Source organism: Cupriavidus phytorum, assembly GCF_003254285.1.
Lineage (GTDB): Bacteria > Pseudomonadota > Gammaproteobacteria > Burkholderiales > Burkholderiaceae > Cupriavidus > Cupriavidus phytorum.
Map to the genome: position 1 here is coordinate 459,487 of NZ_QKZN01000004.1, position 17,822 is coordinate 477,308.

Here is a 17,822-nt window from a genome sequence, read left to right on the forward strand (position 1 = left end):
TGCGCTGACCTGCCGCGTCAGTATTTCGGCATGGCGGGGTCGACCTGGCTGGCCCAGGCGTCGACGCCGCCGGTCAGGTTGTAGACCTTGCCGTAGCCCTGGCGCTCCAGGTAGGCCGCCACCTGCATGCTGCGTGCGCCGTGATGGCAGATGCAGACGATGTCGGCGTCTTCGTCGAGTTCGGCAGCGCGCGCCGGGATGTCGCGCATCGGGATGTGGGTGATGCCGGGCAGGGCGCAGGTCTGCACCTCCCAGCCTTCACGCACGTCGAGCAGGACCGGCCTGGCGCGGCTGGCGTCGGCCAGCCACTGGGCCAGTTCGGTCGCTTGGATGACCTGCATGGCGTACGTCCTCAGAACTGAAATTGCGAGGGCCGGGCCGCGCCCTGCAGGGGCTTGACCGCGGTCTCGAACAGGTTGACGACCTGGTACTCGGTCTCGGATACGCGCGTGACCAGACGCGCTTCCATCACCGGCAGTTCGCCGACGAAGGCGGCGATGCGCCCGCCCACCTTCACCTGCGCCAGGATCGACGGCGGGATCGCCGGCAGCGAGCCGGAAATGCAGATCACGTCGTAGGGCGCGGCGGCGGCCCAGCCGTCGGCGGCATTGCCTTCGGCGACCTCGACGTTGGTCACGCCGGCGTTGGCCAGGTTGGTGCGGGCCAGCTCGACCAGCTCGGGCACGATGTCGACCGTCAGCACGTGGCGGGCGCGGTTGGCCAGCAGCGCGGCCATGTAGCCGGAGCCGGCGCCGATTTCCAGCACGGTCTCATGCTTGCGCACGGCCAGGTCCTGCAGGATGCGGGCTTCGACGCGCGGCGCCAGCATGTTCTGCCCGGCGGGCAGCGGAATCTCCATGTCGACGAACGCCAGCGAGGCGTACGCGGACGGGACGAACTGCTCCCGCTTGACCACCGCCAGCAGGTCCAGGATTTCCTGGTCCAGCACGTCCCACGGGCGGATTTGCTGTTCGATCATATTGAATCGGGCTTTTTCGAGATCCATCTTGCCATTCCTTACCAATGCCAACCGCTGTCGGTCTGTGCGCCGGCCGCGCGGTGCCACGGCCGGACAGTCTTATCAAACCCGTTATTTTAACCTTGCGGGCGCCTCCGGGCTCATTCCGCGCTGGCTCCGCCAGGGGCCGGGTGCTCGGCCGCCGCGGGCCGGCCGGTCCCAGCCTGGACCGGCGCTGCCGGCGCGGTACGCGGCTTGCCTTGCCACAGCCGGTGCAGCCACGCGCCGAAATCATCAAGATACGTATAGATCACCGGCACCACCACCAGCGTCAGGATCGACGAGGTGATGATCCCGCCGATCACGGTCTGTCCCATCGGCGCGCGCTGCTCGGCGCCTTCGCCCAGGCTGAAGGCCAGCGGCACCATGCCGAAGATCATCGCCAGCGTCGTCATCAGGATCGGGCGCAGCCGCACGCGCGCGGCTTCGACCAGCGCGGCCTCGCGCGACAGCGGCTCGCGGCCGTCGACCCCTTGCCGCGCCTGGTTAGCAAAGTCCACCAGCAGGATCGCATTCTTGGTCACCAGCCCCATCAGCATGATGAAACCGATGATCGAGAACATGTTCAGGGTCGAGCCGAACAGCAGCAGCGCCGCGAACACGCCGGCCAGCGTCAGCGGCAGCGAGGTCATGATGGCGATCGGCTGGAAAAAGCTGGCGAACTGCGAGGCCAGGATCATGTAGATGAAGATCACCGCCAGCGCCAGCGCCGACACGGCGTAGCCGAACGACTCGTTCATCGACTTGGTCGAGCCGCCGAAGCGATACTTGTAGCCGGCCGGCCAGTTCACCCCGTCCAGCGCGGCCTTGATGTCGCGCGCGACTTCGCCGGCCGAGCGCCCGGCCACGTTGGCGGTCAGCTCGACCTCGCGGTTCAGGTCGCGCCGGCTGATCTGGTTGGCGCCGGTGGTGGGCACCAGTTCGGCAATCTGGCGCAACGGCACCATCTTCGGCGAGCCGTCGGCATTGGCGTGGCTGCTGGCGATCATCAGCGCGCTCAGGTCGGCCATGCCGGTGCGCGCGTCCTTCGGCAGGCGCACGCGCACGTCATAGTTCTCGTCGTCCGGCCCGCGCCAGGAGCTGATGGCGTCGCCGGCCAGCAACGGCCGCAGCGCGTTGCCGATCTGCGCCACGCCCACGCCCAGGTCCGAGGCCAGTTCGCGCCGGATGCGGACCTCGATGGTGGGGCGGTCGTCCTTCATGCTCGAATCCAGGTCGGTCAGGCCGGGAATCGCCGCCATGCGCGCGCCGGCGTCGCGCGACAAGCGCCGCAGCTCGTCCAGGTCGTCACCCTGGATCGACACCTGGATCGCCTTTTGCCCGCCGGCGCCGTCAGGCATGCCGACCATGGTCAGCGTGATGCCGGCGATGCCGGCCAGGCGCTGGCGGATCAGCGGGTTGAGCTGCGCGGTGGTCAGAGTGCGCGCGCGCCGCTCGGTCAGGCGCACCGACACCAGCGCGTTGTTGCGGCCCGAGGCGTTGCCCGAGTTGATGGTGGCGTAGGTGTAGGCGACTTCGGGGAAGCTCTTCAGCGCGGCTTCCACCTGCCGCACCTTGGCCTCGGTGATGTCGAGCGAGGTGCCGACCGGCGTGGTGAAGCCGACCTGGGTCTCGCCGAGGTCGGCATTGGGCACGAACTCGGTGCCGATCAGCGGCACCAGCGCAAAGCTGCCGAAGAAGGTCGCGGCGGCGATGATCGCGGTGGCCAGCCGGTGCTTCAGCGCCCAGCCCAGCATGCCGGCATAGCCGTCGCCAAGCCGGTCCATGCTGGCCGAGAACCAGTCCAGCAGCCGCCCCACGGTGCGCCCGTACCAGCTGCGCTTGTTGCCGGTGCCGTGCAGGTCGGGGTCATGCCAGACCGAGGACAGCATCGGGTCCAGCGTGAACGAGACGAACATCGAGATCAGCACCGCCGCCACCACGGTGATGCCGAACTGGTGGAAGAAGCGCCCGATGATGCCGCCCATGAAGCCCACCGGCAGGAACACCGCGACGATCGAAAAGGTGGTGGCCAGCACCGCCAGCCCGATCTCGTTGGTGCCGTCCAGCGCCGCGCTGCGGTGGTCCTTGCCCATCAGGTTGTGGCGCACGATGTTCTCGCGCACCACGATGGCATCGTCGATCAGCAGCCCCACGCATAGCGACAGCGCCATCAGCGTGATCACGTTGAGGGTGAAGCCGCACAGGTACATCACGCCGAAGGTGCCGATCAGCGCGATCGGCAGCGTCAGCCCGGTAATCACCGTGCTGCGCCACGAGCCCAGAAACAGGAACACGATCGCCACGGTCAGGAAGGCGCCTTCCAGCAATGTCGAGCGCACCTCCTTCACGCTGCTGCGGATGCCGCGCGCGGTGTCGTTGACCACGGTGAGCTGCACGCCGGCCGGCACCAGCTTGCGCACCTCGTCGGTCATGCGCACCAGGCCGTCGACGGTATCGACGGTGTTCTGGCCCTGCGCCTTCACCACCGACAGGAACAGCGCGCGCTTGCCGTCGAGCAGCGCCAGGCTTTCCTGCTCTTCCTGGCCGTCGCGCACGTCGGCGATCTCGCGCAGCGTTACCGGCTGGCCGGCGCGGCGCGCCACGATGATCTGGCGGAACGCATCCGGCGTGGGCACCCGGCCCTTGATCTGCACCACGGTCTCCGTCGCCGCGGAACGCAGCTCGCCCGCGGGCAGCTCCTGGTTCTCGTTGCGGATCGCGTTCATCACCTGGTCGACGCCGATTCCCAGCGCCTCCAGCTGCGCCGGCCGGATGCGGATCTCGACCTCGCGCCTGGTGCCGCCGACGAGGTTGATGGCGCCGACGCCGCGCACGGTTTCCAGCCGCTTGCGCACGATCTGGTCGGCAATGGTGGTCAGCTCGCGCTGGCTGCGGCTGGCGCCCGGCGCGTTGGAGACGGACAGGTAGAAGATCGGCGCGTCCGAGGGGTCGTAGCGCAGCACGCGCGGTTCCTTGACCTCGTCGCGGAACTGCGGGCGGATCAGCGCGATCTTGTCGCGCACGTCCTGCGCCGCCTGGCCGACATCGACGCTCAGGTCGAACTTGATGACGACGACCGAAGTGCCCTGGTACGAGTGCGAAAAGATCTCGTCGATGCCGGAGATGGTATTGACGATCTCCTCGACCTTGCGCGTGACGTCGGACTCGACCGACTCCGGCGCGGCGCCCGGGTATTCGGTCTGCACCACCACCACCGGGAAAGTGATGTCGGGAAACTGGTCGACCGGCAGCCGCTGGTACGAGAACAGCCCGACGACGATGAAGGCCATCATCATCATGGTGGCCAGCACCGGGTTGCGGATCGACAGGCGGGTGAACCACATGGCGCGCGTCCCCTACACCGTCAGGCCTTGACGCGCCTGACCTGGCTGCTGCTGCGCAGCGTGCCGAGGTTGTTGCGCACGATCTCGGCGCCGGCGTCGAGGCCGGAGACGATTTCCACCATGCCGCCGGCTTCGTCGCGCAGGCCCAGCTGCACCGGGCGTTCCGCCAGCGTGTCGCGCTCGATGGCATAGACGAAGGCGCGCTCGCCCTCGGTGCGCACCGCCGACACCGGCACCGCCACCACCGCGGCGCGCTGGCCCAGCACCAGGGCGCCGCGCGCGAACATGCCCGCGCGCAATACCTGCTCGGCATTGTCGACGCGGACATAGACCATGATGCTGCGCGTGCCCTCGCTGACCGCGGGGTTGATGCGCACCAGCTTGCCGGCAAAGCGGCCGGCGCCTTCCACTTCCAGCGCCACCGGCTGGCCCACCGCGGCCCGCGCCACGTCGGCCATCGGGATCGGCGCTTCCAGTTCCAGCACGCGCAGGTCGACCACGTCGACCAGGCGCGTATCCGGCGACACCTTTTCGCCCGGCTGCACCGCGCGCGCGGCCACCATGCCGTCGAGCGGTGCCTCGACCACGGTATCGGCCAGCGCCTTCTGCGCCACCGCGAGCCCGCCCTGGGCGGCGTCGAGGTTGGCGCGCGCCACCGCCAGGTCGGACTGGTACTTGTCGAAGGCGGTCTGCGAGATAAAGCCCTTGTCGACCAGCTCGCGGTTGCGCTCCCAGGTCTGGCGCGAGTTCTCGAACTGGCCGCGCGCGGCCAGCATCTGCCCGCGCGCCTGCGCGACGCGGGCCTCGTATTCGGCCGGGTCGATGCGCACGATAACCTGGCCTGCGCGCACCGGCTCGCCTTCGCGCACCAGCACCTGCTTCACTTCGCCCGAGACCTTGGCCTTGACCGAGGCCTGGTTGAGCGCGCGCAGGCTTCCCGACAGCGGCAGCGACAGCTGCAGGTCCTGGCGCGCCACGCGCACCAGGTCGGTGTGCAGGAACTCGACGATATTGGCGGCCGCAGCGGCTGCCGCCTGGGGCTGGCGCGCGCTGCCGGCCTTGCGCACGGCAACCGTGGCGCTGAGCGCCAGGGCCAGGCAGGCGGCGGTGATCAGCAGGGTCTTGCGCTTCATGTCGGGGTGCCGGGTCGCGGCGCGGCAGGGGCGGGATCGCCATCGGTGGCCATCGCGGCGGCGCGTTGCGCCAGCATCTCGTCGCGGATCACTTCCCAGATATAGGGGCCGTGCTGCGGCGGCAGCGGGCGGTCGCGGGCCTCGCCGGCGGTCAGCCCGAACAGCAGCGTGTCAAGCAGGCCGTCGAGGAAGGCCTCGGGGTCGATGTCCTTCTCGGCGGTGGCGCGCAGCGCGCGCTGCCACATCATCAGAAACACCAGCGGCGCGCAGATCAGCGTGGTGGTGGGGTTGGCCGGCAGCGGGCGGAACTCGCCGCGCGCCACGCCGCGCGCCAGTACCTTGGCGAACAGCTCGTCGCCCGGCACCATCACTTCCTGGTTATAGAAGCGGGCGATGTCCGGGAAGTTGGCCGACTCCGCCATGATCAGCTTGGTCAGCCCGGCCACCGGCGTGGCGCCGATCAGTCCCCACCAGCCGCGCAGCAGTTCGCGCAACAACTCGGGCGTGCTGCCCTGGTAGGCATCGACCAGGTCGGCGCCGCGCGCCAGTGCCGGCACCAGGTTCTCGCGCACCACCGACTTGAACAGCTCTTCCTTGTTGGCGAAGTACAGGTAGACCGTGCCCTTGGACACGCCGGCCGCCGCGGCCACGTCTTCGAGGCGCGTGGCGGCATAGCCGCGCTCGACGAACAGGTCCAGCGCCGCCGCCACCAGCTCCTGCGGCCGCGCCGCCTTGCGCCGGCTCCAGCGCGGGCTGTCGGCGTCCTTGTGCGGATCGGCGGGTGGCTTGGTCACGGCGGGCTTGCGAAGACTGCGGGGCACGAGGGAGCGTTGGAAAGTTAATAACTTGTGGGTCAGTAATGTAGATGAGGCCCCACAGGGGGTCAAGGGCGGGCATGTACCAAGCGGGGTCCAACAAAAACCCATTCGCGTCATGTGATTGATGGGGCACGAATTTGCCTGCGGCCTAATGCCGCGCTTACGGCGTTTTCCTTTTCTTACAGGAGGCCCGCGGCCCTTCGGGCACAATGTCGGCTTTGTGCTGGCAGCCTCAACGGCTGCCGATCCCGAACCATCGTCATGAGTTGCCGGTCAGACCTTTCCTGCCGCGCGGGCTGCGGCGCCTGCTGTATCGCGCCGTCGATCGCATCGCCGCTGCCCGGCATGCCGGACGGCAAGCCGGCGGGCGTGCCGTGCGCGCAGCTGCTGCCGGATATGCGTTGCGCGGTGTTCGGCAGCCCGGACCGGCCCGCGTTCTGCGGCGGCCTGAAGCCGTCGGCCGAGATGTGCGGCGATTCGCGCGAAGCGGCGCTGCAGTGGCTGGCCCGGCTAGAGATCCTGACCGCGCCGCGAGCGCACGCCTGAAAGGCCCGGCGCGGCATGGCGCCCGGCATTCATTCCTGACATCCCGCAATCGGAGGCAATATGATCCGGACTTCCCGACGGCGCTGGCTCGCCGCTGCCACCGCGGCCACCCTGGCCGTGGGGCTGGCCGCCTGCGGCGCCTTCCGCAGCGAGTACACGTTTTCGCAAAGCCAGCTGCAGGCGGCGCTGGAGCGCAAGTTCCCGTTCAACAAGCGCTACATGGAGCTGTTCGACATCCAGCTGACCAACCCGCAGCTGACGCTGGACTCCGTGCGCAACCGCGTCAACGTGCAGTTCGACGCCACCATCGACAACAAGCTGTTCTTCAGCCAGGCCCTGAGCGGCCGCTTCGCGCTGGACAGCGGGCTGCGCTACGACGAGCCCACGCGTTCGGTGGTGCTGCAGGATCCGGAAGTGAAACGCTTCGACGTGCAGGGCATGCCCGCGCAGTTCTCGCGCCAGCTCAATGCGCTGGGCGGCATCCTGGCTGAGCAGCTGCTGCAGGGCTATCCGCTCTATACCTTCCGCGAAGACCAGCTGCGCCTTGCCGGCACGCACGTCGAGCCCGGTACAATCACCGTTTTGCCCGACGGCATCAACGTCAAGATCAACCGCCCCTGACCGGGGGGCGCATCGAACAACAATGCGGGCGGTCCGGCACCAGGCCGGACAACGCCCGTGACTACGTCTCTTTCGTTCCGCATGGAAATCGCACTAGCGCTGAAGGCCGTGATCCTCGGCATCGTCGAAGGCCTGACCGAGTTTCTTCCTATTTCCAGCACCGGCCACCTGATCCTGGCCGGGCAGCTGCTCGACTTCAACGACGAGAAGGGCAAGATCTTCGAGATCGTGATCCAGTTCGGCGCGATCCTGGCGGTGTGCTGGGAATTCCGTGCGCGCATCGGCAAGGTGGTGCGCGGGCTGCGCGACGACCCGCTGTCGCAGCGCTTTGCCGCCAACGTGGTGATCGCGTCGGTGCCGGCGATCGTGCTGGCGTTTATCTTCGGCAAATGGATCAAGGCCCACCTGTTCAATCCGATCTCGGTGGCGCTGGCCTTTATCGTCGGCGGCGTGGTGATCCTGCTGGCCGAATGGCGCGATGCGCGCCGCGGCACGGTCTCGCATCCGCAGGGCAATGCGCTGCTGGAAGCCGCCAAGGCCGGCGCGCCGCGCATCGAGTCGGTCGACGACCTGAACTGGCGCGACGCGCTCAAGGTGGGGCTGGCGCAGTGCTTCGCGCTGGTGCCGGGCACCTCGCGCTCGGGCGCCACCATCATCGGCGGCATGCTGTTCGGGCTGTCGCGGCAGGTGGCCACCGAGTTCTCGTTCTTCCTGGCGATCCCGGTGATCTTCGGCGCGACGGTCTACGAACTGTACAAGGCGCGCGCGCTGCTGAACGGCGACGACCTCGGCATCTTCGCGGTCGGCTTCGTCTTTGCCTTCCTGTCGGCTTTCTTGTGCGTGCGCTGGCTGCTGCGTTTCGTCGCCACGCACGACTTCAAGCCGTTCGCGTGGTACCGCATCGCCTTCGGCATCGTGGTGCTGCTGACCGCGTACACCGGGCTGGTGTCCTGGCACGCCTGAGCAGGCGCCATACCGCAGGCAATAAAAAAAGCGTGGCAGATGCCACGCTTTCTTGTTTGCGGACCCGCCGCGCTCAGGCGCGCTTGCGGAACACCACGTCCCACACGCCATGCCCGAGCCGCACGCCGCGCCGCTCGAACTTGGTCACGGGCCGGTAATCCGGCCGCTCGGCAAAACCGTCCGGCGCCGACGAGGTGTTCTCCAGCAGCGGCTCGGCCGACAGCACTTCCACCATCTGGTGCGCGTACTCTTCCCAGTCGGTGGCGCAATGGATATAGCCGCCCGGCTTCAGGCGCGCGGCCAGCAGCTTGACCAGCGGCGACTGCACCAGCCGGCGCTTGTTGTGGCGCTTCTTGTGCCACGGGTCCGGAAAGTAGATGTGCACGCCGTCGAGGCAGTTGTCGGTCAGCATATGCGCGATCACTTCCACCGCGTCGTGCTGCAGGATCCGCACATTGGAAAGGCCGCGCTCGTCGATCAGCTTGAGCAGCGCGCCCACGCCCGGCTCATGCACCTCGCAGCCCAGGAAGTTGTCCTGCGGCCGGAGTCCGGCGATATGCGCGGTGGTCTCGCCCATGCCGAAGCCGATCTCCAGGATCGACGGCGCCTGGCGGCCAAAAGTCGCCTCCCAGTCCAGCGGCTGCGGCGCGTAGGGCACGATCATGCGCGGCCCGACCTCGTCGATGGCGCGTTGCTGCCCGGTCGACGTCCGGCCCGCGCGGCGCACGAACGAACGGATGCGGCGCGGGTGCGCAACGCCTTCAGGATCGGCAGGAGAGGGGGCGGACGCAGGCACGGCGGCGCGGTCTGCCGGCTCGGCGTCGTCGGCCGGCCCGGTGCTGGGGTCTTGGGGAAGCATGGCAACAAAAAAGCCGCCGGGCGGATCACCGTAACGGTGGCAAAGGCGGCTTGTCTCGACTGGAAGTGGAGCGGGCGATGGGAATCGAACCCACGTCTTTAGCTTGGGAAGCTAAGGTAATGGCCATTATACGACGCCCGCTAAGGCATACTGGGAGCGGATTCTAGCACGGTTTGGCGGCACCGCAATGCTCCGCAATCCTGCGCCTGCTCCGCAATCCATTATTTTGTCGGCGCCACACGCTTGCCTCGCCGGAGGTAGTGCCGCTTGGTCGTGCGCACGTCAGCATGGCCCAAAAGATCGGCGGCCGCTGCGTCCCCCTTCTTGTCCGAAGTGTCGTCTGCTGCCTTCGCCCGCAGGTCATAGAGCCAGAAGTTGGCGATGGCTTCCTTGCGATCCTTATGCTCTTTCGTCGCGGCTTCCTTGGCCTTCTGGAAGTGCCAACGCAGCGCGGCCTGCGTCATCTTCCTGCCGCCATCTCCGACGAGCAGGTAATCCGACGCGCTGCCGATTTCTTCCTTGCGGGCTGCGATCCGCTCGAGCAGGGCGGAGAACTCCCCGATGACGGCGATCCGTAGCGGTGCCTTCGTCTTCGACTGCTTGATGACCAGATGCCCGTCCCAAATGTCGGTCGCAGCCATCTGTAGCGCATCCCCCGGGCGCTGGCCGGTCAGGTAGATCAGATCCATGGCGTCCCGGAGCGGCTGGGATGCGTGCTCATAGACGAGCCGGTATAGGTCGTCGCCCACATATACCTCGCGCTTGTCCAGCGAATGCCCCTTGATGCCGTCTGCCGGGTTCGGCAACTTGGTATAGCCCCACTCGCGCGCCATGTTCCAAATGTGCGAGAACAACCTTTTGCACCGGTTGGCGGTCGTTGGCTTGTCCTTCATCTTGGTTAGGAACATGCGTAGGTGCGTCGGCTCGATTGACTCAAGCGGGGCGGGCGGGTCTCCGAAGAAGGCCAGCAGATGCTTTATGTCCGACATTTGCACGGACTGCGTGCTCTTGGCCTTGTTCGTGATTTCCTCGACCTGATAGCGCTTGGCCACATCAACGAACAAGGTGGACGGCAGCGCCGGCGCATTGATATGCAACTCGGCGTATTTCTTCACCGCCAGGATGAAGTCAGGCCCGAGCGGGATTTCCTTCCGCGGTCTGCCGCCCTTGTCGTAGTAGTAGTACACCTTGCCGCTGCGCTGCTTGCGGGCGCGCATGTTCTGCGGCAGATTTGTGTGGACTGTCGGCTTGCGCCCCATTATCGCCTCACGCCGGAATTACCCGAGGCATCCAGCCGCGCTGCGCTGGCTCTGCCTTCGCCTTTTGCCCTTCGACAACGGACCGCACCACGACGGCGCGGCCCGATGCGTTGACGTAGAAGGGTACGCCCATTTTCTTGAGCTGGTCGATCTGCTTGCTCTTGACCTTGCGGCCGGTCAGTGCGGCCAGTTCGTCGTCACTCAGGAACGTCCCGCTCACATCGACCTCCCGATCTCCGCGGCAGCCCGCACAATGGCGCGGCGGGTGGCTGCGCCGAGGTTATCCCCATATGGCTCGTAAATGGAGCCGACCTTGCTGGCAACCACTTCGATCCGTTGTGCGCTCTGCGTCAAAGACGGGACATCCACCAGCATGCGCAACTTCACCGCCAGCCGCAGCGCGTCGCCGTCGTCGGTCAGAGGGTTCCACAGAACGCGCCCTCCGGTGTCGATTCCCTCATACCACTCGTCCCCATAGGGATGGTACCCACGCCGCCAACATCCACCGATGCCGGCCGCCTTCGCCGCCAGTGCCAACAATTCGCGGTCAGTCATCCTTATCTCCCAGCCACGCCCGTCTAGTCGTGGCCAATACGTGTTCAATTTGCTGCTGCATACAGGCGATAACTTGTAAATCGTGATAACAGGCTATGGCCTGTCACTCCCGAGGCTGGGGCGCGGCGGGCCGGAAACTGACGTTCTTCTGGCTGCCTTTGTTCTGCATGCACATTGACGTGATCAGGTAGTAGTTGCGGCGCATGTTGTAGATGATTTCTTCCCTGTCTGTTCCGGGGTCAAGAACATCCTTCACCGTCTCGGTGTACTGCTTGTCACCGATGGTGAATTTCAGCTTGTCGCCAATGGATACCTGACCAGGCGCGGTGATCGGCTGCCACCCCTCCGGCAGCGCTGCTGGCTGGGGTGCGGCGGCTAGTGCGGCAATAGCCTGCGGCACAAGATTTCGCAATTCCAGCAGATCCGTGAATCCCGGGCCGAGTTCCACAACAGCATCCGGCCTCATCCGATCCTCTGGATACACACTTACCTTCTCGTAGGCGGCGCGCAGTTTTCCGATCAGATCAACTGTCTCTCGCGCCTCCCCGGCGTGCTGGGCGCGCTTGTTCCAGGCGGCGATGGCGTGTTCGATAGCGCGCCGGTCATCACCAGTAGGTGATTGGAAGCGCGCCGTTTCAGCGCAGCATCCATCGCACATCACGAAGTGATCTGCACCAACCGATTCCAACGCAGCGCTGTGCCCGCAGAACGGGCACGGTTTCAGTTTCTCACTCATCGCGTCTCTCCATTCGGTGCGGTGGGGCGCAGGGCTGCGTTCATTGCGTCGCCAGCTTTCGACAAGACAGCAGCGGTCTTTCCGAATGCGGGCTTGCCATCGTAGGCGGTGCTGGGCAACGTAGCCAGATCGGCAATGACTGCTGCCGGGCTGATTGCTACGGCGACGGCTGCCTTGAATGTGTTGGTCAGAGCGGCGAGCATCACGATCCCTCCTTGCCCATGGCGGCGTCGATCCACTCCCAGTGCAGCCAGTTTTTCGCTTCGGGGTCTTTCGACACGCGAATCAGCATCTTCCGGTCAGGCAGGCTCTTGGCGCATTGCACTCGAACAATGGACTCGTCACCAGCCATCATCCCTTGACTAGCAAAGCTCTCCGCGAAATCCTGTGCGGTGGACGACGGCGGAGACTCAGGGTCGTCGTAAGCCCACAGCATGTCCGGCTCCTTATCCGCCTCGGCAGCAGCGGGCGGCTGGGCGGCGAGACTATCCCGCATCTGACGCCATTCCCGCTCCAAAACGGCGCGCTCCTTCGGCATTCCGTCACTTGTGCGATAGCTTTGTGACTCGCCTTCTTCAGTATGGATTCCGCGTCCAGCCGTAGAATTCGCATGCCCGGTAAACGTGCAGTGCGATGCGTCTTCCGAGTTCGGTTTGTCCGAGGTAATAGGCGCGACGCTCGGCAGCAACGTAACGTTGGATTGCTTCAGGCATTTCATTTCTCCTTTTGAGATAGGGGCGACAGGCGATGCGGCGAGCAGGGCGCGGGCAAAGTTAATAGTCTGCTGGCGATACCGATTCGCCCAGATGGGCAGTCGGCTGGTTTGGAAATGAACTTCATCCCACAGCGCAAAAATCTGCTCATCCGTCAGCGCTGCAGGCGATGCGCCATCCTCGAACGAAATCGGCGTCTCGCCTCCGCCGTAATGCACCATCGTCTCAGGCGATGCGCTCGGCTCGTCGTCATCTTCCAGATCAACAACCTTGAAGCCGTGCTCGGCCAGCGTGCAATTCAGCGCGTCCAGCAACACGTCCACGTCTCGCGGGTGAGCCTCCTTTGCGTGGCACTTCTGGAATTCCGCGCCGATCAACTCCACCGGGTTGATGTCATCGGAATCAGGCGATGCGCTCGGCGCAGTTGCCGCCGGGGCGGATTGGGCGAGGGCTTCCCGCACCGCAACGCGGATTGCTGTCTTCATGTCGCCAAGTTCAGTGCCGTCTTGATGGAAATACGCTTTGGCGATTTCCTCAACGCGCTGGCTCGTCAGCCCCTTCGCCCCGGTAGCGGCGATCAACTGATTCAGTCGTTCGACCATGAAGTAGTCGCAGTCAGCACTGCACATATCGCAGTTGCTGGAGAAAACGCCATGCGCGAGGGTAACCACCGTGTGACCTTCGCCGCAGTGCTCGCAAATGTGTCCGTCCAGCGCCACCGGCTCGGCGCTCTGGCTGGCCACCATTTCGGCGGCAGCAGCGGAATGGTTGGCAACACGCTTCATTGCATCTACGTGGTCGGAGTAGCGCACCCATTCGCCGTCTACGTTTGGAGCCATGCCATCCTCGTGCTTGTTGCTCGGGTCAAATCGGTTCATGCTGCTTGCTCCTGGATCTGCTCAACGGTTTTCCCGTGATTCTCGTGGTAGCCCAATCGGACTTCCGCAGCCTTCCTGGCCGCTATCGCCTCTTCTCTTGTCTTAAACGATCCGAGTTCAACTGTGGCGCCTTTCTCATGAATTTTCGCCCTCCATCTATTCCACTTGGCATCCCAGTGCACGCCAAAAAGCCCACTTCGGCCCACACGGCCCGGCCTAAGGTTCCTTGAGTTTTCGACTGGCGGGACGGCTCTAAGATTGGCGATTCGGTTATCGGATCTGATTCCGTTGATATGGTCGATTTGGAGATCGGCTCCCGGCCACTCTCCATATACGTACAACCATGCAAGTCTGTGCGCTTTGTATGAGCGCTGGTGTATTACGATCTTGCGGTAACCCTTCACGTCCACATTACCCGCGGCCGTTCCTGGGAACCTCGTGTTCCAAATCTTCGCTGCGTGCTCTGTTTTGAATAAACAAAACCCGCGAGGCTTCCACCTGAATTCTCCGGTGTCCTTGTCATAGGACAGGAGTTCTTTCAAATATTCCTGCGTGATCTCTTGCACTTATAACTCCAGACATCCGAAAAAAAGCGAACGCACCGGCCGGGGTGGTAGCGCGTCGCAAAGTCGCAGTATTAGATCGGCAGCTTCGAGCTGCGCGGAGCGAACGGTATATCGTCGCCTCCGTCGAACGGATCACCGCCGCTTCGTTGTTGTTGGCGCTGCTGCGTCTTCTGTTGCTGCTGCTGGCCGTCCTTGCGCTGAGGCGACAGGCTCATGTACTTGGCGCCGTTCTTGTCGGTCTTGATCCAGGCTGACAGCCAGTAGTCCACGCCGTCGATGTTGATCTTGCCCTTGTAGTCCGGATGGTTGTCCGATTCCTTGCGGTCGTTCTTGAACAGGGCGCCGCGATTGGTGTCGTCGTATTGAGTCATGGTTCCGTAGGTTCCGTTGGTGGTTAAGCTGCTTGCAGTTCTGCGGAGTGGTCTTCCGCGATCATTTCCGTGACCAGATCGAAGTAGAGGCGGGCGGCCTCGACCTTCTCCTTGATCTTGTCTTCCAGCGCCTTGTCTCGCTCGAAAAAGACGCCAGTCACGCGCAGGGAAGGGTCGATGTGGTCGACGTAGTGCAGGTTCGGGTCTTCGTATCCGATCAGTTCGTCGGGCGTGTTGACCAGGCAGTAGTTCACCTCCGCTACGTCTACGTTCCACAGCCACATGTAGGCGCGGAGTTGCCAGTCATAGCCGGCCTTCTCTGCGTCCTTCAGCGCCTTGATGCGGGTAGCCGGGAACGTTGCGAGGGACCACGACGATTTGATGTCGATGATTCCTGAGCCGGTGAAGATGTCGCACTCGCCGGTGACCCAATCGTTTTCGCGGCGCTCCGTGTTCTTGCTGTAGTCCGTGAAGAACACGTCATTGCGCAGGTCGATAGATGCCTGCTCGACTAGGGTTCCCTTCTCCATATACTTGCTGGAGATTTGCTCCTTGAAGCCGTAGACGAATTCCTTCGCCATGTCCTCGATGAACGTCTTTGCGCCGACCGACAGGATTTCGCCCTTGCCTTTTGGCTCAGTCATGATTTCGGCGATGGAAGATGCGCGAAACTTGATCATGCTTCCTCCTTCTGCTTGGTTGCCTCTTTCAGTTCCTTGCGCTGCTCCGGCGTCAGGTCAAACTGATCCGACAGCTTGCGCGCCGGGTACGTGCCGCCCTTGACTGCTTCGATTGCCTTGGCGAACCTGGCGGCCTCGATCTTCGGCTTCTTGCGGGCCGTGACGTTCGGACGGATGCGCAGGCACTCGACCATCTCGCCGGCCAGCTTCGTGGTGCTGGCGTAGAGCGTGATGTCCTTGCCGGCCCAATCCTCGATGTACGGGCCGTAGAGCTTGTGGACGCTCTTGGAGTTGGTCACGTTCAGGATCATCGGCTTGTGGCCCTTCAGGTGCGCCACGGTGCAGACTTCCTTCTTGCCGCCGCTGCCGGTGACTTCCTCAGACTGGACATAGTCGATCGTCACCGTCAGGTCTTCGCCGTCCGGCAGGGCGTATGCCCCGATGTAGTCCGGATTGATCAGCGTCTTCCAGTGCGTCTTGCTGTTGTTTGAGTCGCTCATCTCGCTGCCTCTCGTATGCTTGTAAACAATCCGCCGCATCTTCGTTGTCGGCGTCTTTCATGTCACACCGCCAGCAAGGCGCCAGTCAGCGGGTTGTAGCTGGCACGCTTCGGCGCATTCTTCGGATGCAGCAAGTAGGCGTCGCCCAGCTCGCGGATCTGCTGCATGCGGCGCGATTCGAGCACTGCCAGCTTGATCTCGTCGCCGCTCAGGCCGGTGTTCCATGCCTTGATGTCCTGCATCTTGGTCGGTGTCATGCTTGCTCCTTCGGGTTGTTTGCGAGGCCGCGCCATGCTCTGTCTTGCGTCAAGCCGCGCCAATCTCGTCTATCGAATGCTTCATCTACCGAACGTCCGCACGTTCCCCACCGCCCATCAAAGTGGCAGTAGAAAACGTAGTCCGTGCCATTGACCGTTTCAACCTCGTACACACCTTCGCGCACCGGAGTCACATCCTCCGGAAACCACGGCGTTAGTTCTTGGCTCATCGCAGCACCATCACGATCGGGTAGGCCACGACGAAGGTAGCCAACAGCACCACCAGCGCCAAGCTGAACCAGAACACTGGCCCCGGCTCCTCATCCAACTGCCTGGCGATCTCCTCGCGCGTGTCCGGGGAGAGATGGCGCAGGAATTGCGGGTCGATTTGCGGAAGGTTGGTCATTGCTGCTCCTTGGTGGCGCGCATTGCCTCGATTGAGCGGCGCGACGATTCGGCATCCGCAGCCGCCTTTGCCTCCAGCTTGGTAATCTCGGCGTCGCATTCAGCGTCCGTAAGTTCTCTCCATGCGCGGGGCACGTAGTAGACGTACATGCTCATGTCGGGAAAGAAGAACAGATTGCCCATGCGCTTCAGTGGCTGCTCATGGCCGCCGCTGTCACGCGTCATGACGACTTCACCCTCTGGCGGCACTGTGTCCAGCGACATGTCGACCCAGCCCGTATTGCTCATACCCGTTGCTCCAACATGCGCTCTTCGCGCTTCCACTCCGCCGCCTGCTCGCGGGCGTATTCCTGTTCGCCTTCGACAGCCTCCAGCGCAAGAGCCTCGATCTCGCAAAATGCGGCGTTGCTCACGATGTCGGTAATGTCGACACCAGCCTCGGTGATCGTGTAGACCTCGAACGATTCCGGCTCGCCTGGGTCAGTCCACGTTGCGCTGTAGCCGCGGTGGTGTTCGCCGGTCACGACCAAGGCTCGGTCGTCGAAAGTGAGGGTGAGTTTCATGATTGCTGCTCCTTGGCGCGGGCGAGCGCGGCCGAAGCGCGCTTTGTCATTTCAAGCACTGCGGCGCGTTGCCATGCACGATCATCGACACCACCGTCAGCGCGGCCAGAAAGCGTGTCTGCGCCGTATTGGTAGATGCTCTCCAGCGCTCCCACCAGCTCGTGCACCAGATTCTCGTGCGCCGCCTGGCGCGCTACGGCTTGGTCGGTGGTCATGCTGCCTCCTGCACCGGGGTGTGTTCGATGCAAGTCAGATTGGCGATGCGGTCGTTGATCTGCTTGATGCGAGCGTTGAGTTCGGCCCGAACGTTCTCGCGCTCTTTCTCCAGCGCGGCAACTTCTGCGGCAACCGGATTGAACGAGTCCGGCACCTCTGCGACGATCTTGTGCGGGCACACGTACAAGTAGCCGTGCTCCTCCATGCCGTCGAACGTGAAGAACGTGTAGTTGAGGCTGTTGTCCCACGCGTTGCGCTGGGCGTAGATGTGGCCGGTGATCTCGATGGTTTGCATTGATCGCTCCCTCTATCCAGCCCGGTGCGGGCCGGGGTGGTTAGGCGGCAAGAGCCAGGAATTCCTTCGCCTCTTCGTGGCCGAACTCACCTTCGTCATCAGCCACAGCGTCCACGAAGTCCTCGAACGAAGCCTCTCCGCCCTGATCGGCCTGCGTTTGGCGAAGGAAGGTTTCCAGTTCTGCTTTGCGTTGTGCGCTCATCTCTCTGCTCCCGTCTGTTGTCCGCACCGTTGTGCGTTCGTCGTTGGAAGCATAGTAGCAAGTGCTACCAGACAAAGCAAGTAGCAATTGCTTCTAGTTGAGAGATTTTTTTAGAGGGGTGCTGCTACCACGTAGCAGAAGGGCAACAAAAAACCCACCGAGAGGGTGGGCTTTAGCTTTGCGTAAGGGAGTTACGCTAGGGCTTGCATGCAATTACCATCGACCGGCTAATCGTGGAGCCGCCGACGAAGCTGGCGTTCTGCCTGGTGGCGCTGCCGGCCGCGATAGATCCGGTGTCCCCAGACGTGGAAATAACGTTGTAGCCCTTCTCGCCGCAAATTT

The 17,822-nt window shown here is 64.1% G+C and carries 26 protein-coding genes and 1 tRNA gene; 3 read left to right on the top strand and 24 right to left on the bottom strand.

Going from position 1 to position 17,822, the window contains the following annotated elements:
• Positions 1-17: 17 nt before the first annotated feature.
• The 5 genes from C7416_RS13415 to C7416_RS13435 all read right to left on the bottom strand — a co-directional run bounded on the left by C7416_RS13415 (position 18) and on the right by C7416_RS13435 (position 6,298).
• Entirely contained in the window at positions 18-341 is a 324-nt protein-coding gene (locus C7416_RS13415; RefSeq protein WP_012353593.1) for a rhodanese-like domain-containing protein, read from the bottom strand.
• A gap of 11 nt (positions 342-352) precedes the next feature.
• Positions 353-1,006, bottom strand: a complete 654-nt coding sequence (locus tag C7416_RS13420) for a protein-L-isoaspartate O-methyltransferase family protein (RefSeq protein ID WP_111519380.1) — start codon at positions 1,004-1,006, stop codon at positions 353-355.
• Positions 1,007-1,119: 113 nt separating this feature from the next.
• Positions 1,120-4,344 (bottom strand): efflux RND transporter permease subunit, encoded by a 3,225-nt coding sequence (locus C7416_RS13425; RefSeq protein WP_111519381.1) that lies wholly within the window; start codon positions 4,342-4,344, stop codon positions 1,120-1,122.
• A gap of 20 nt (positions 4,345-4,364) precedes the next feature.
• Positions 4,365-5,477, bottom strand: coding sequence for an efflux RND transporter periplasmic adaptor subunit (locus C7416_RS13430; RefSeq protein ID WP_111519382.1), 1,113 nt, complete (start codon positions 5,475-5,477; stop codon positions 4,365-4,367).
• A complete protein-coding gene (locus C7416_RS13435; RefSeq protein ID WP_111519383.1) occupies positions 5,474-6,298 on the bottom strand; it encodes a TetR/AcrR family transcriptional regulator in 825 nt (274 codons plus the stop codon). The genes C7416_RS13430 and C7416_RS13435 overlap by 4 nt, the downstream gene beginning before the upstream one ends.
• 258 nt (positions 6,299-6,556) lie before the next feature.
• On the opposite strand from C7416_RS13435, the gene C7416_RS13440 reads away from it, so the two are divergent.
• The 3 genes from C7416_RS13440 (at position 6,557) to C7416_RS13450 (ending at position 8,425) form a co-directional block, all read left to right on the top strand.
• Positions 6,557-6,841 carry a YkgJ family cysteine cluster protein gene (locus C7416_RS13440; RefSeq protein ID WP_111519384.1) on the top strand — a complete coding sequence of 95 codons (285 nt, stop codon included), beginning with the start codon at positions 6,557-6,559 and terminating at the stop codon, positions 6,839-6,841.
• Positions 6,842-6,901: 60 nt separating this feature from the next.
• The gene (locus tag C7416_RS13445; RefSeq protein ID WP_111519385.1) at positions 6,902-7,462 is read left to right on the top strand and encodes a DUF1439 domain-containing protein; all 561 of its coding nucleotides are present in this window, start codon (positions 6,902-6,904) and stop codon (positions 7,460-7,462) included.
• Positions 7,463-7,543: 81 nt separating this feature from the next.
• A complete protein-coding gene (locus C7416_RS13450; protein ID WP_062801473.1) occupies positions 7,544-8,425 on the top strand; it encodes an undecaprenyl-diphosphate phosphatase in 882 nt (293 codons plus the stop codon).
• 73 nt (positions 8,426-8,498) lie between these two features.
• On the opposite strand, the gene trmB is transcribed toward C7416_RS13450, so the two are convergent.
• The 19 genes from trmB to C7416_RS29125 form a co-directional block, all read right to left on the bottom strand.
• A complete protein-coding gene (trmB, locus tag C7416_RS13455) occupies positions 8,499-9,284 on the bottom strand; it encodes a tRNA (guanosine(46)-N7)-methyltransferase TrmB (RefSeq protein WP_111519386.1) in 786 nt (261 codons plus the stop codon).
• A gap of 66 nt (positions 9,285-9,350) precedes the next feature.
• Positions 9,351-9,425, bottom strand: a tRNA-Gly gene (locus C7416_RS13460).
• Positions 9,426-9,505: 80 nt separating this feature from the next.
• Positions 9,506-10,501, bottom strand: coding sequence for a tyrosine-type recombinase/integrase (locus C7416_RS13465; RefSeq protein WP_404851323.1), 996 nt, complete (start codon positions 10,499-10,501; stop codon positions 9,506-9,508).
• A 49-nt stretch (positions 10,502-10,550) separates the two neighbouring features.
• Positions 10,551-10,763 (bottom strand): DUF4224 domain-containing protein, encoded by a 213-nt coding sequence (locus C7416_RS13470; protein ID WP_111519388.1) that lies wholly within the window; start codon positions 10,761-10,763, stop codon positions 10,551-10,553.
• Entirely contained in the window at positions 10,760-11,098 is a 339-nt protein-coding gene (locus tag C7416_RS13475; protein ID WP_111519389.1) for a hypothetical protein, read from the bottom strand. Before C7416_RS13475 ends, C7416_RS13470 begins: the two co-directional genes overlap by 4 nt.
• Positions 11,099-11,201: 103 nt before the next feature.
• Entirely contained in the window at positions 11,202-11,834 is a 633-nt protein-coding gene (locus C7416_RS13480; RefSeq protein WP_111519390.1) for a Lar family restriction alleviation protein, read from the bottom strand.
• A complete protein-coding gene (locus C7416_RS28930; protein WP_181461227.1) occupies positions 11,831-12,040 on the bottom strand; it encodes a hypothetical protein in 210 nt (69 codons plus the stop codon). Before C7416_RS28930 ends, C7416_RS13480 begins: the two co-directional genes overlap by 4 nt.
• Positions 12,037-13,425, bottom strand: a complete 1,389-nt coding sequence (locus C7416_RS13485; protein ID WP_111519391.1) for a hypothetical protein — start codon at positions 13,423-13,425, stop codon at positions 12,037-12,039. Before C7416_RS13485 ends, C7416_RS28930 begins: the two co-directional genes overlap by 4 nt.
• Positions 13,422-13,991, bottom strand: a complete 570-nt coding sequence (locus C7416_RS13490) for an HNH endonuclease signature motif containing protein (RefSeq protein ID WP_111519392.1) — start codon at positions 13,989-13,991, stop codon at positions 13,422-13,424. Before C7416_RS13490 ends, C7416_RS13485 begins: the two co-directional genes overlap by 4 nt.
• Before the next feature lie 71 nt (positions 13,992-14,062).
• Positions 14,063-14,362 carry a hypothetical protein gene (locus C7416_RS13495; RefSeq protein WP_111519393.1) on the bottom strand — a complete coding sequence of 100 codons (300 nt, stop codon included), beginning with the start codon at positions 14,360-14,362 and terminating at the stop codon, positions 14,063-14,065.
• Positions 14,363-14,385: 23 nt separating this feature from the next.
• The gene (locus tag C7416_RS13500; protein WP_111519394.1) at positions 14,386-15,042 is read right to left on the bottom strand and encodes a hypothetical protein; all 657 of its coding nucleotides are present in this window, start codon (positions 15,040-15,042) and stop codon (positions 14,386-14,388) included.
• Positions 15,039-15,542: a hypothetical protein gene (locus C7416_RS13505; protein WP_111519395.1), complete on the bottom strand. Its 504-nt coding sequence runs from the start codon at positions 15,540-15,542 to the stop codon at positions 15,039-15,041. Before C7416_RS13505 ends, C7416_RS13500 begins: the two co-directional genes overlap by 4 nt.
• Before the next feature lie 62 nt (positions 15,543-15,604).
• The gene (locus C7416_RS13510) at positions 15,605-15,799 is read right to left on the bottom strand and encodes a hypothetical protein (RefSeq protein WP_111519396.1); all 195 of its coding nucleotides are present in this window, start codon (positions 15,797-15,799) and stop codon (positions 15,605-15,607) included.
• A 226-nt stretch (positions 15,800-16,025) separates the two neighbouring features.
• Entirely contained in the window at positions 16,026-16,205 is a 180-nt protein-coding gene (locus tag C7416_RS13515) for a hypothetical protein (protein WP_111519397.1), read from the bottom strand.
• Complete coding sequence (locus C7416_RS13520) at positions 16,202-16,492, bottom strand: hypothetical protein (RefSeq protein WP_111519398.1); 291 nt, start codon at positions 16,490-16,492, stop codon at positions 16,202-16,204. Before C7416_RS13520 ends, C7416_RS13515 begins: the two co-directional genes overlap by 4 nt.
• Complete coding sequence (locus C7416_RS13525) at positions 16,489-16,767, bottom strand: hypothetical protein (RefSeq protein WP_111519399.1); 279 nt, start codon at positions 16,765-16,767, stop codon at positions 16,489-16,491. Before C7416_RS13525 ends, C7416_RS13520 begins: the two co-directional genes overlap by 4 nt.
• Positions 16,764-16,982 (bottom strand): hypothetical protein, encoded by a 219-nt coding sequence (locus C7416_RS13530; RefSeq protein ID WP_111519400.1) that lies wholly within the window; start codon positions 16,980-16,982, stop codon positions 16,764-16,766. The genes C7416_RS13525 and C7416_RS13530 overlap by 4 nt, the downstream gene beginning before the upstream one ends.
• On the bottom strand, positions 16,979-17,278 hold the full coding sequence (locus C7416_RS13535; RefSeq protein ID WP_111519401.1) for a hypothetical protein: 300 nt from the start codon (positions 17,276-17,278) through the stop codon (positions 16,979-16,981). Before C7416_RS13535 ends, C7416_RS13530 begins: the two co-directional genes overlap by 4 nt.
• A gap of 40 nt (positions 17,279-17,318) precedes the next feature.
• Complete coding sequence (locus tag C7416_RS29125) at positions 17,319-17,480, bottom strand: hypothetical protein (RefSeq protein WP_181461228.1); 162 nt, start codon at positions 17,478-17,480, stop codon at positions 17,319-17,321.
• Positions 17,481-17,822: the final 342 nt, after the last annotated feature.

Bases quoted from the DNA above. Each gene is read 5' to 3' on its own strand.
- C7416_RS13415 (WP_012353593.1), bottom strand. From the start codon at position 341: ATGCAGGTCATCCAAGCGACCGAACTGGCCCAGTGGCTGGCCGACGCC.
- C7416_RS13420 (WP_111519380.1), bottom strand. From the start codon at position 1,006: ATGGATCTCGAAAAAGCCCGATTCAATATGATCGAACAGCAAATCCGC.
- C7416_RS13425 (WP_111519381.1), bottom strand. From the start codon at position 4,344: ATGTGGTTCACCCGCCTGTCGATCCGCAACCCGGTGCTGGCCACCATG.
- C7416_RS13430 (WP_111519382.1), bottom strand. From the start codon at position 5,477: ATGAAGCGCAAGACCCTGCTGATCACCGCCGCCTGCCTGGCCCTGGCG.
- C7416_RS13440 (WP_111519384.1), top strand. From the start codon at position 6,557: ATGAGTTGCCGGTCAGACCTTTCCTGCCGCGCGGGCTGCGGCGCCTGC.
- C7416_RS13445 (WP_111519385.1), top strand. From the start codon at position 6,902: ATGATCCGGACTTCCCGACGGCGCTGGCTCGCCGCTGCCACCGCGGCC.
- C7416_RS13450 (WP_062801473.1), top strand. From the start codon at position 7,544: ATGGAAATCGCACTAGCGCTGAAGGCCGTGATCCTCGGCATCGTCGAA.
- trmB (WP_111519386.1), bottom strand. From the start codon at position 9,284: ATGCTTCCCCAAGACCCCAGCACCGGGCCGGCCGACGACGCCGAGCCG.
- C7416_RS13465 (WP_404851323.1), bottom strand. From the start codon at position 10,501: ATGCGCGCCCGCAAGCAGCGCAGCGGCAAGGTGTACTACTACTACGAC.
- C7416_RS13475 (WP_111519389.1), bottom strand. From the start codon at position 11,098: ATGACTGACCGCGAATTGTTGGCACTGGCGGCGAAGGCGGCCGGCATC.
- C7416_RS13480 (WP_111519390.1), bottom strand. From the start codon at position 11,834: ATGAGTGAGAAACTGAAACCGTGCCCGTTCTGCGGGCACAGCGCTGCG.
- C7416_RS13485 (WP_111519391.1), bottom strand. From the start codon at position 13,425: ATGAACCGATTTGACCCGAGCAACAAGCACGAGGATGGCATGGCTCCA.
- C7416_RS13495 (WP_111519393.1), bottom strand. From the start codon at position 14,362: ATGACTCAATACGACGACACCAATCGCGGCGCCCTGTTCAAGAACGAC.
- C7416_RS13500 (WP_111519394.1), bottom strand. From the start codon at position 15,042: ATGATCAAGTTTCGCGCATCTTCCATCGCCGAAATCATGACTGAGCCA.
- C7416_RS13505 (WP_111519395.1), bottom strand. From the start codon at position 15,542: ATGAGCGACTCAAACAACAGCAAGACGCACTGGAAGACGCTGATCAAT.
- C7416_RS13510 (WP_111519396.1), bottom strand. From the start codon at position 15,799: ATGACACCGACCAAGATGCAGGACATCAAGGCATGGAACACCGGCCTG.
- C7416_RS13515 (WP_111519397.1), bottom strand. From the start codon at position 16,205: ATGACCAACCTTCCGCAAATCGACCCGCAATTCCTGCGCCATCTCTCC.
- C7416_RS13520 (WP_111519398.1), bottom strand. From the start codon at position 16,492: ATGAGCAATACGGGCTGGGTCGACATGTCGCTGGACACAGTGCCGCCA.
- C7416_RS13525 (WP_111519399.1), bottom strand. From the start codon at position 16,767: ATGAAACTCACCCTCACTTTCGACGACCGAGCCTTGGTCGTGACCGGC.
- C7416_RS13530 (WP_111519400.1), bottom strand. From the start codon at position 16,982: ATGACCACCGACCAAGCCGTAGCGCGCCAGGCGGCGCACGAGAATCTG.
- C7416_RS13535 (WP_111519401.1), bottom strand. From the start codon at position 17,278: ATGCAAACCATCGAGATCACCGGCCACATCTACGCCCAGCGCAACGCG.
- C7416_RS29125 (WP_181461228.1), bottom strand. From the start codon at position 17,480: ATGAGCGCACAACGCAAAGCAGAACTGGAAACCTTCCTTCGCCAAACG.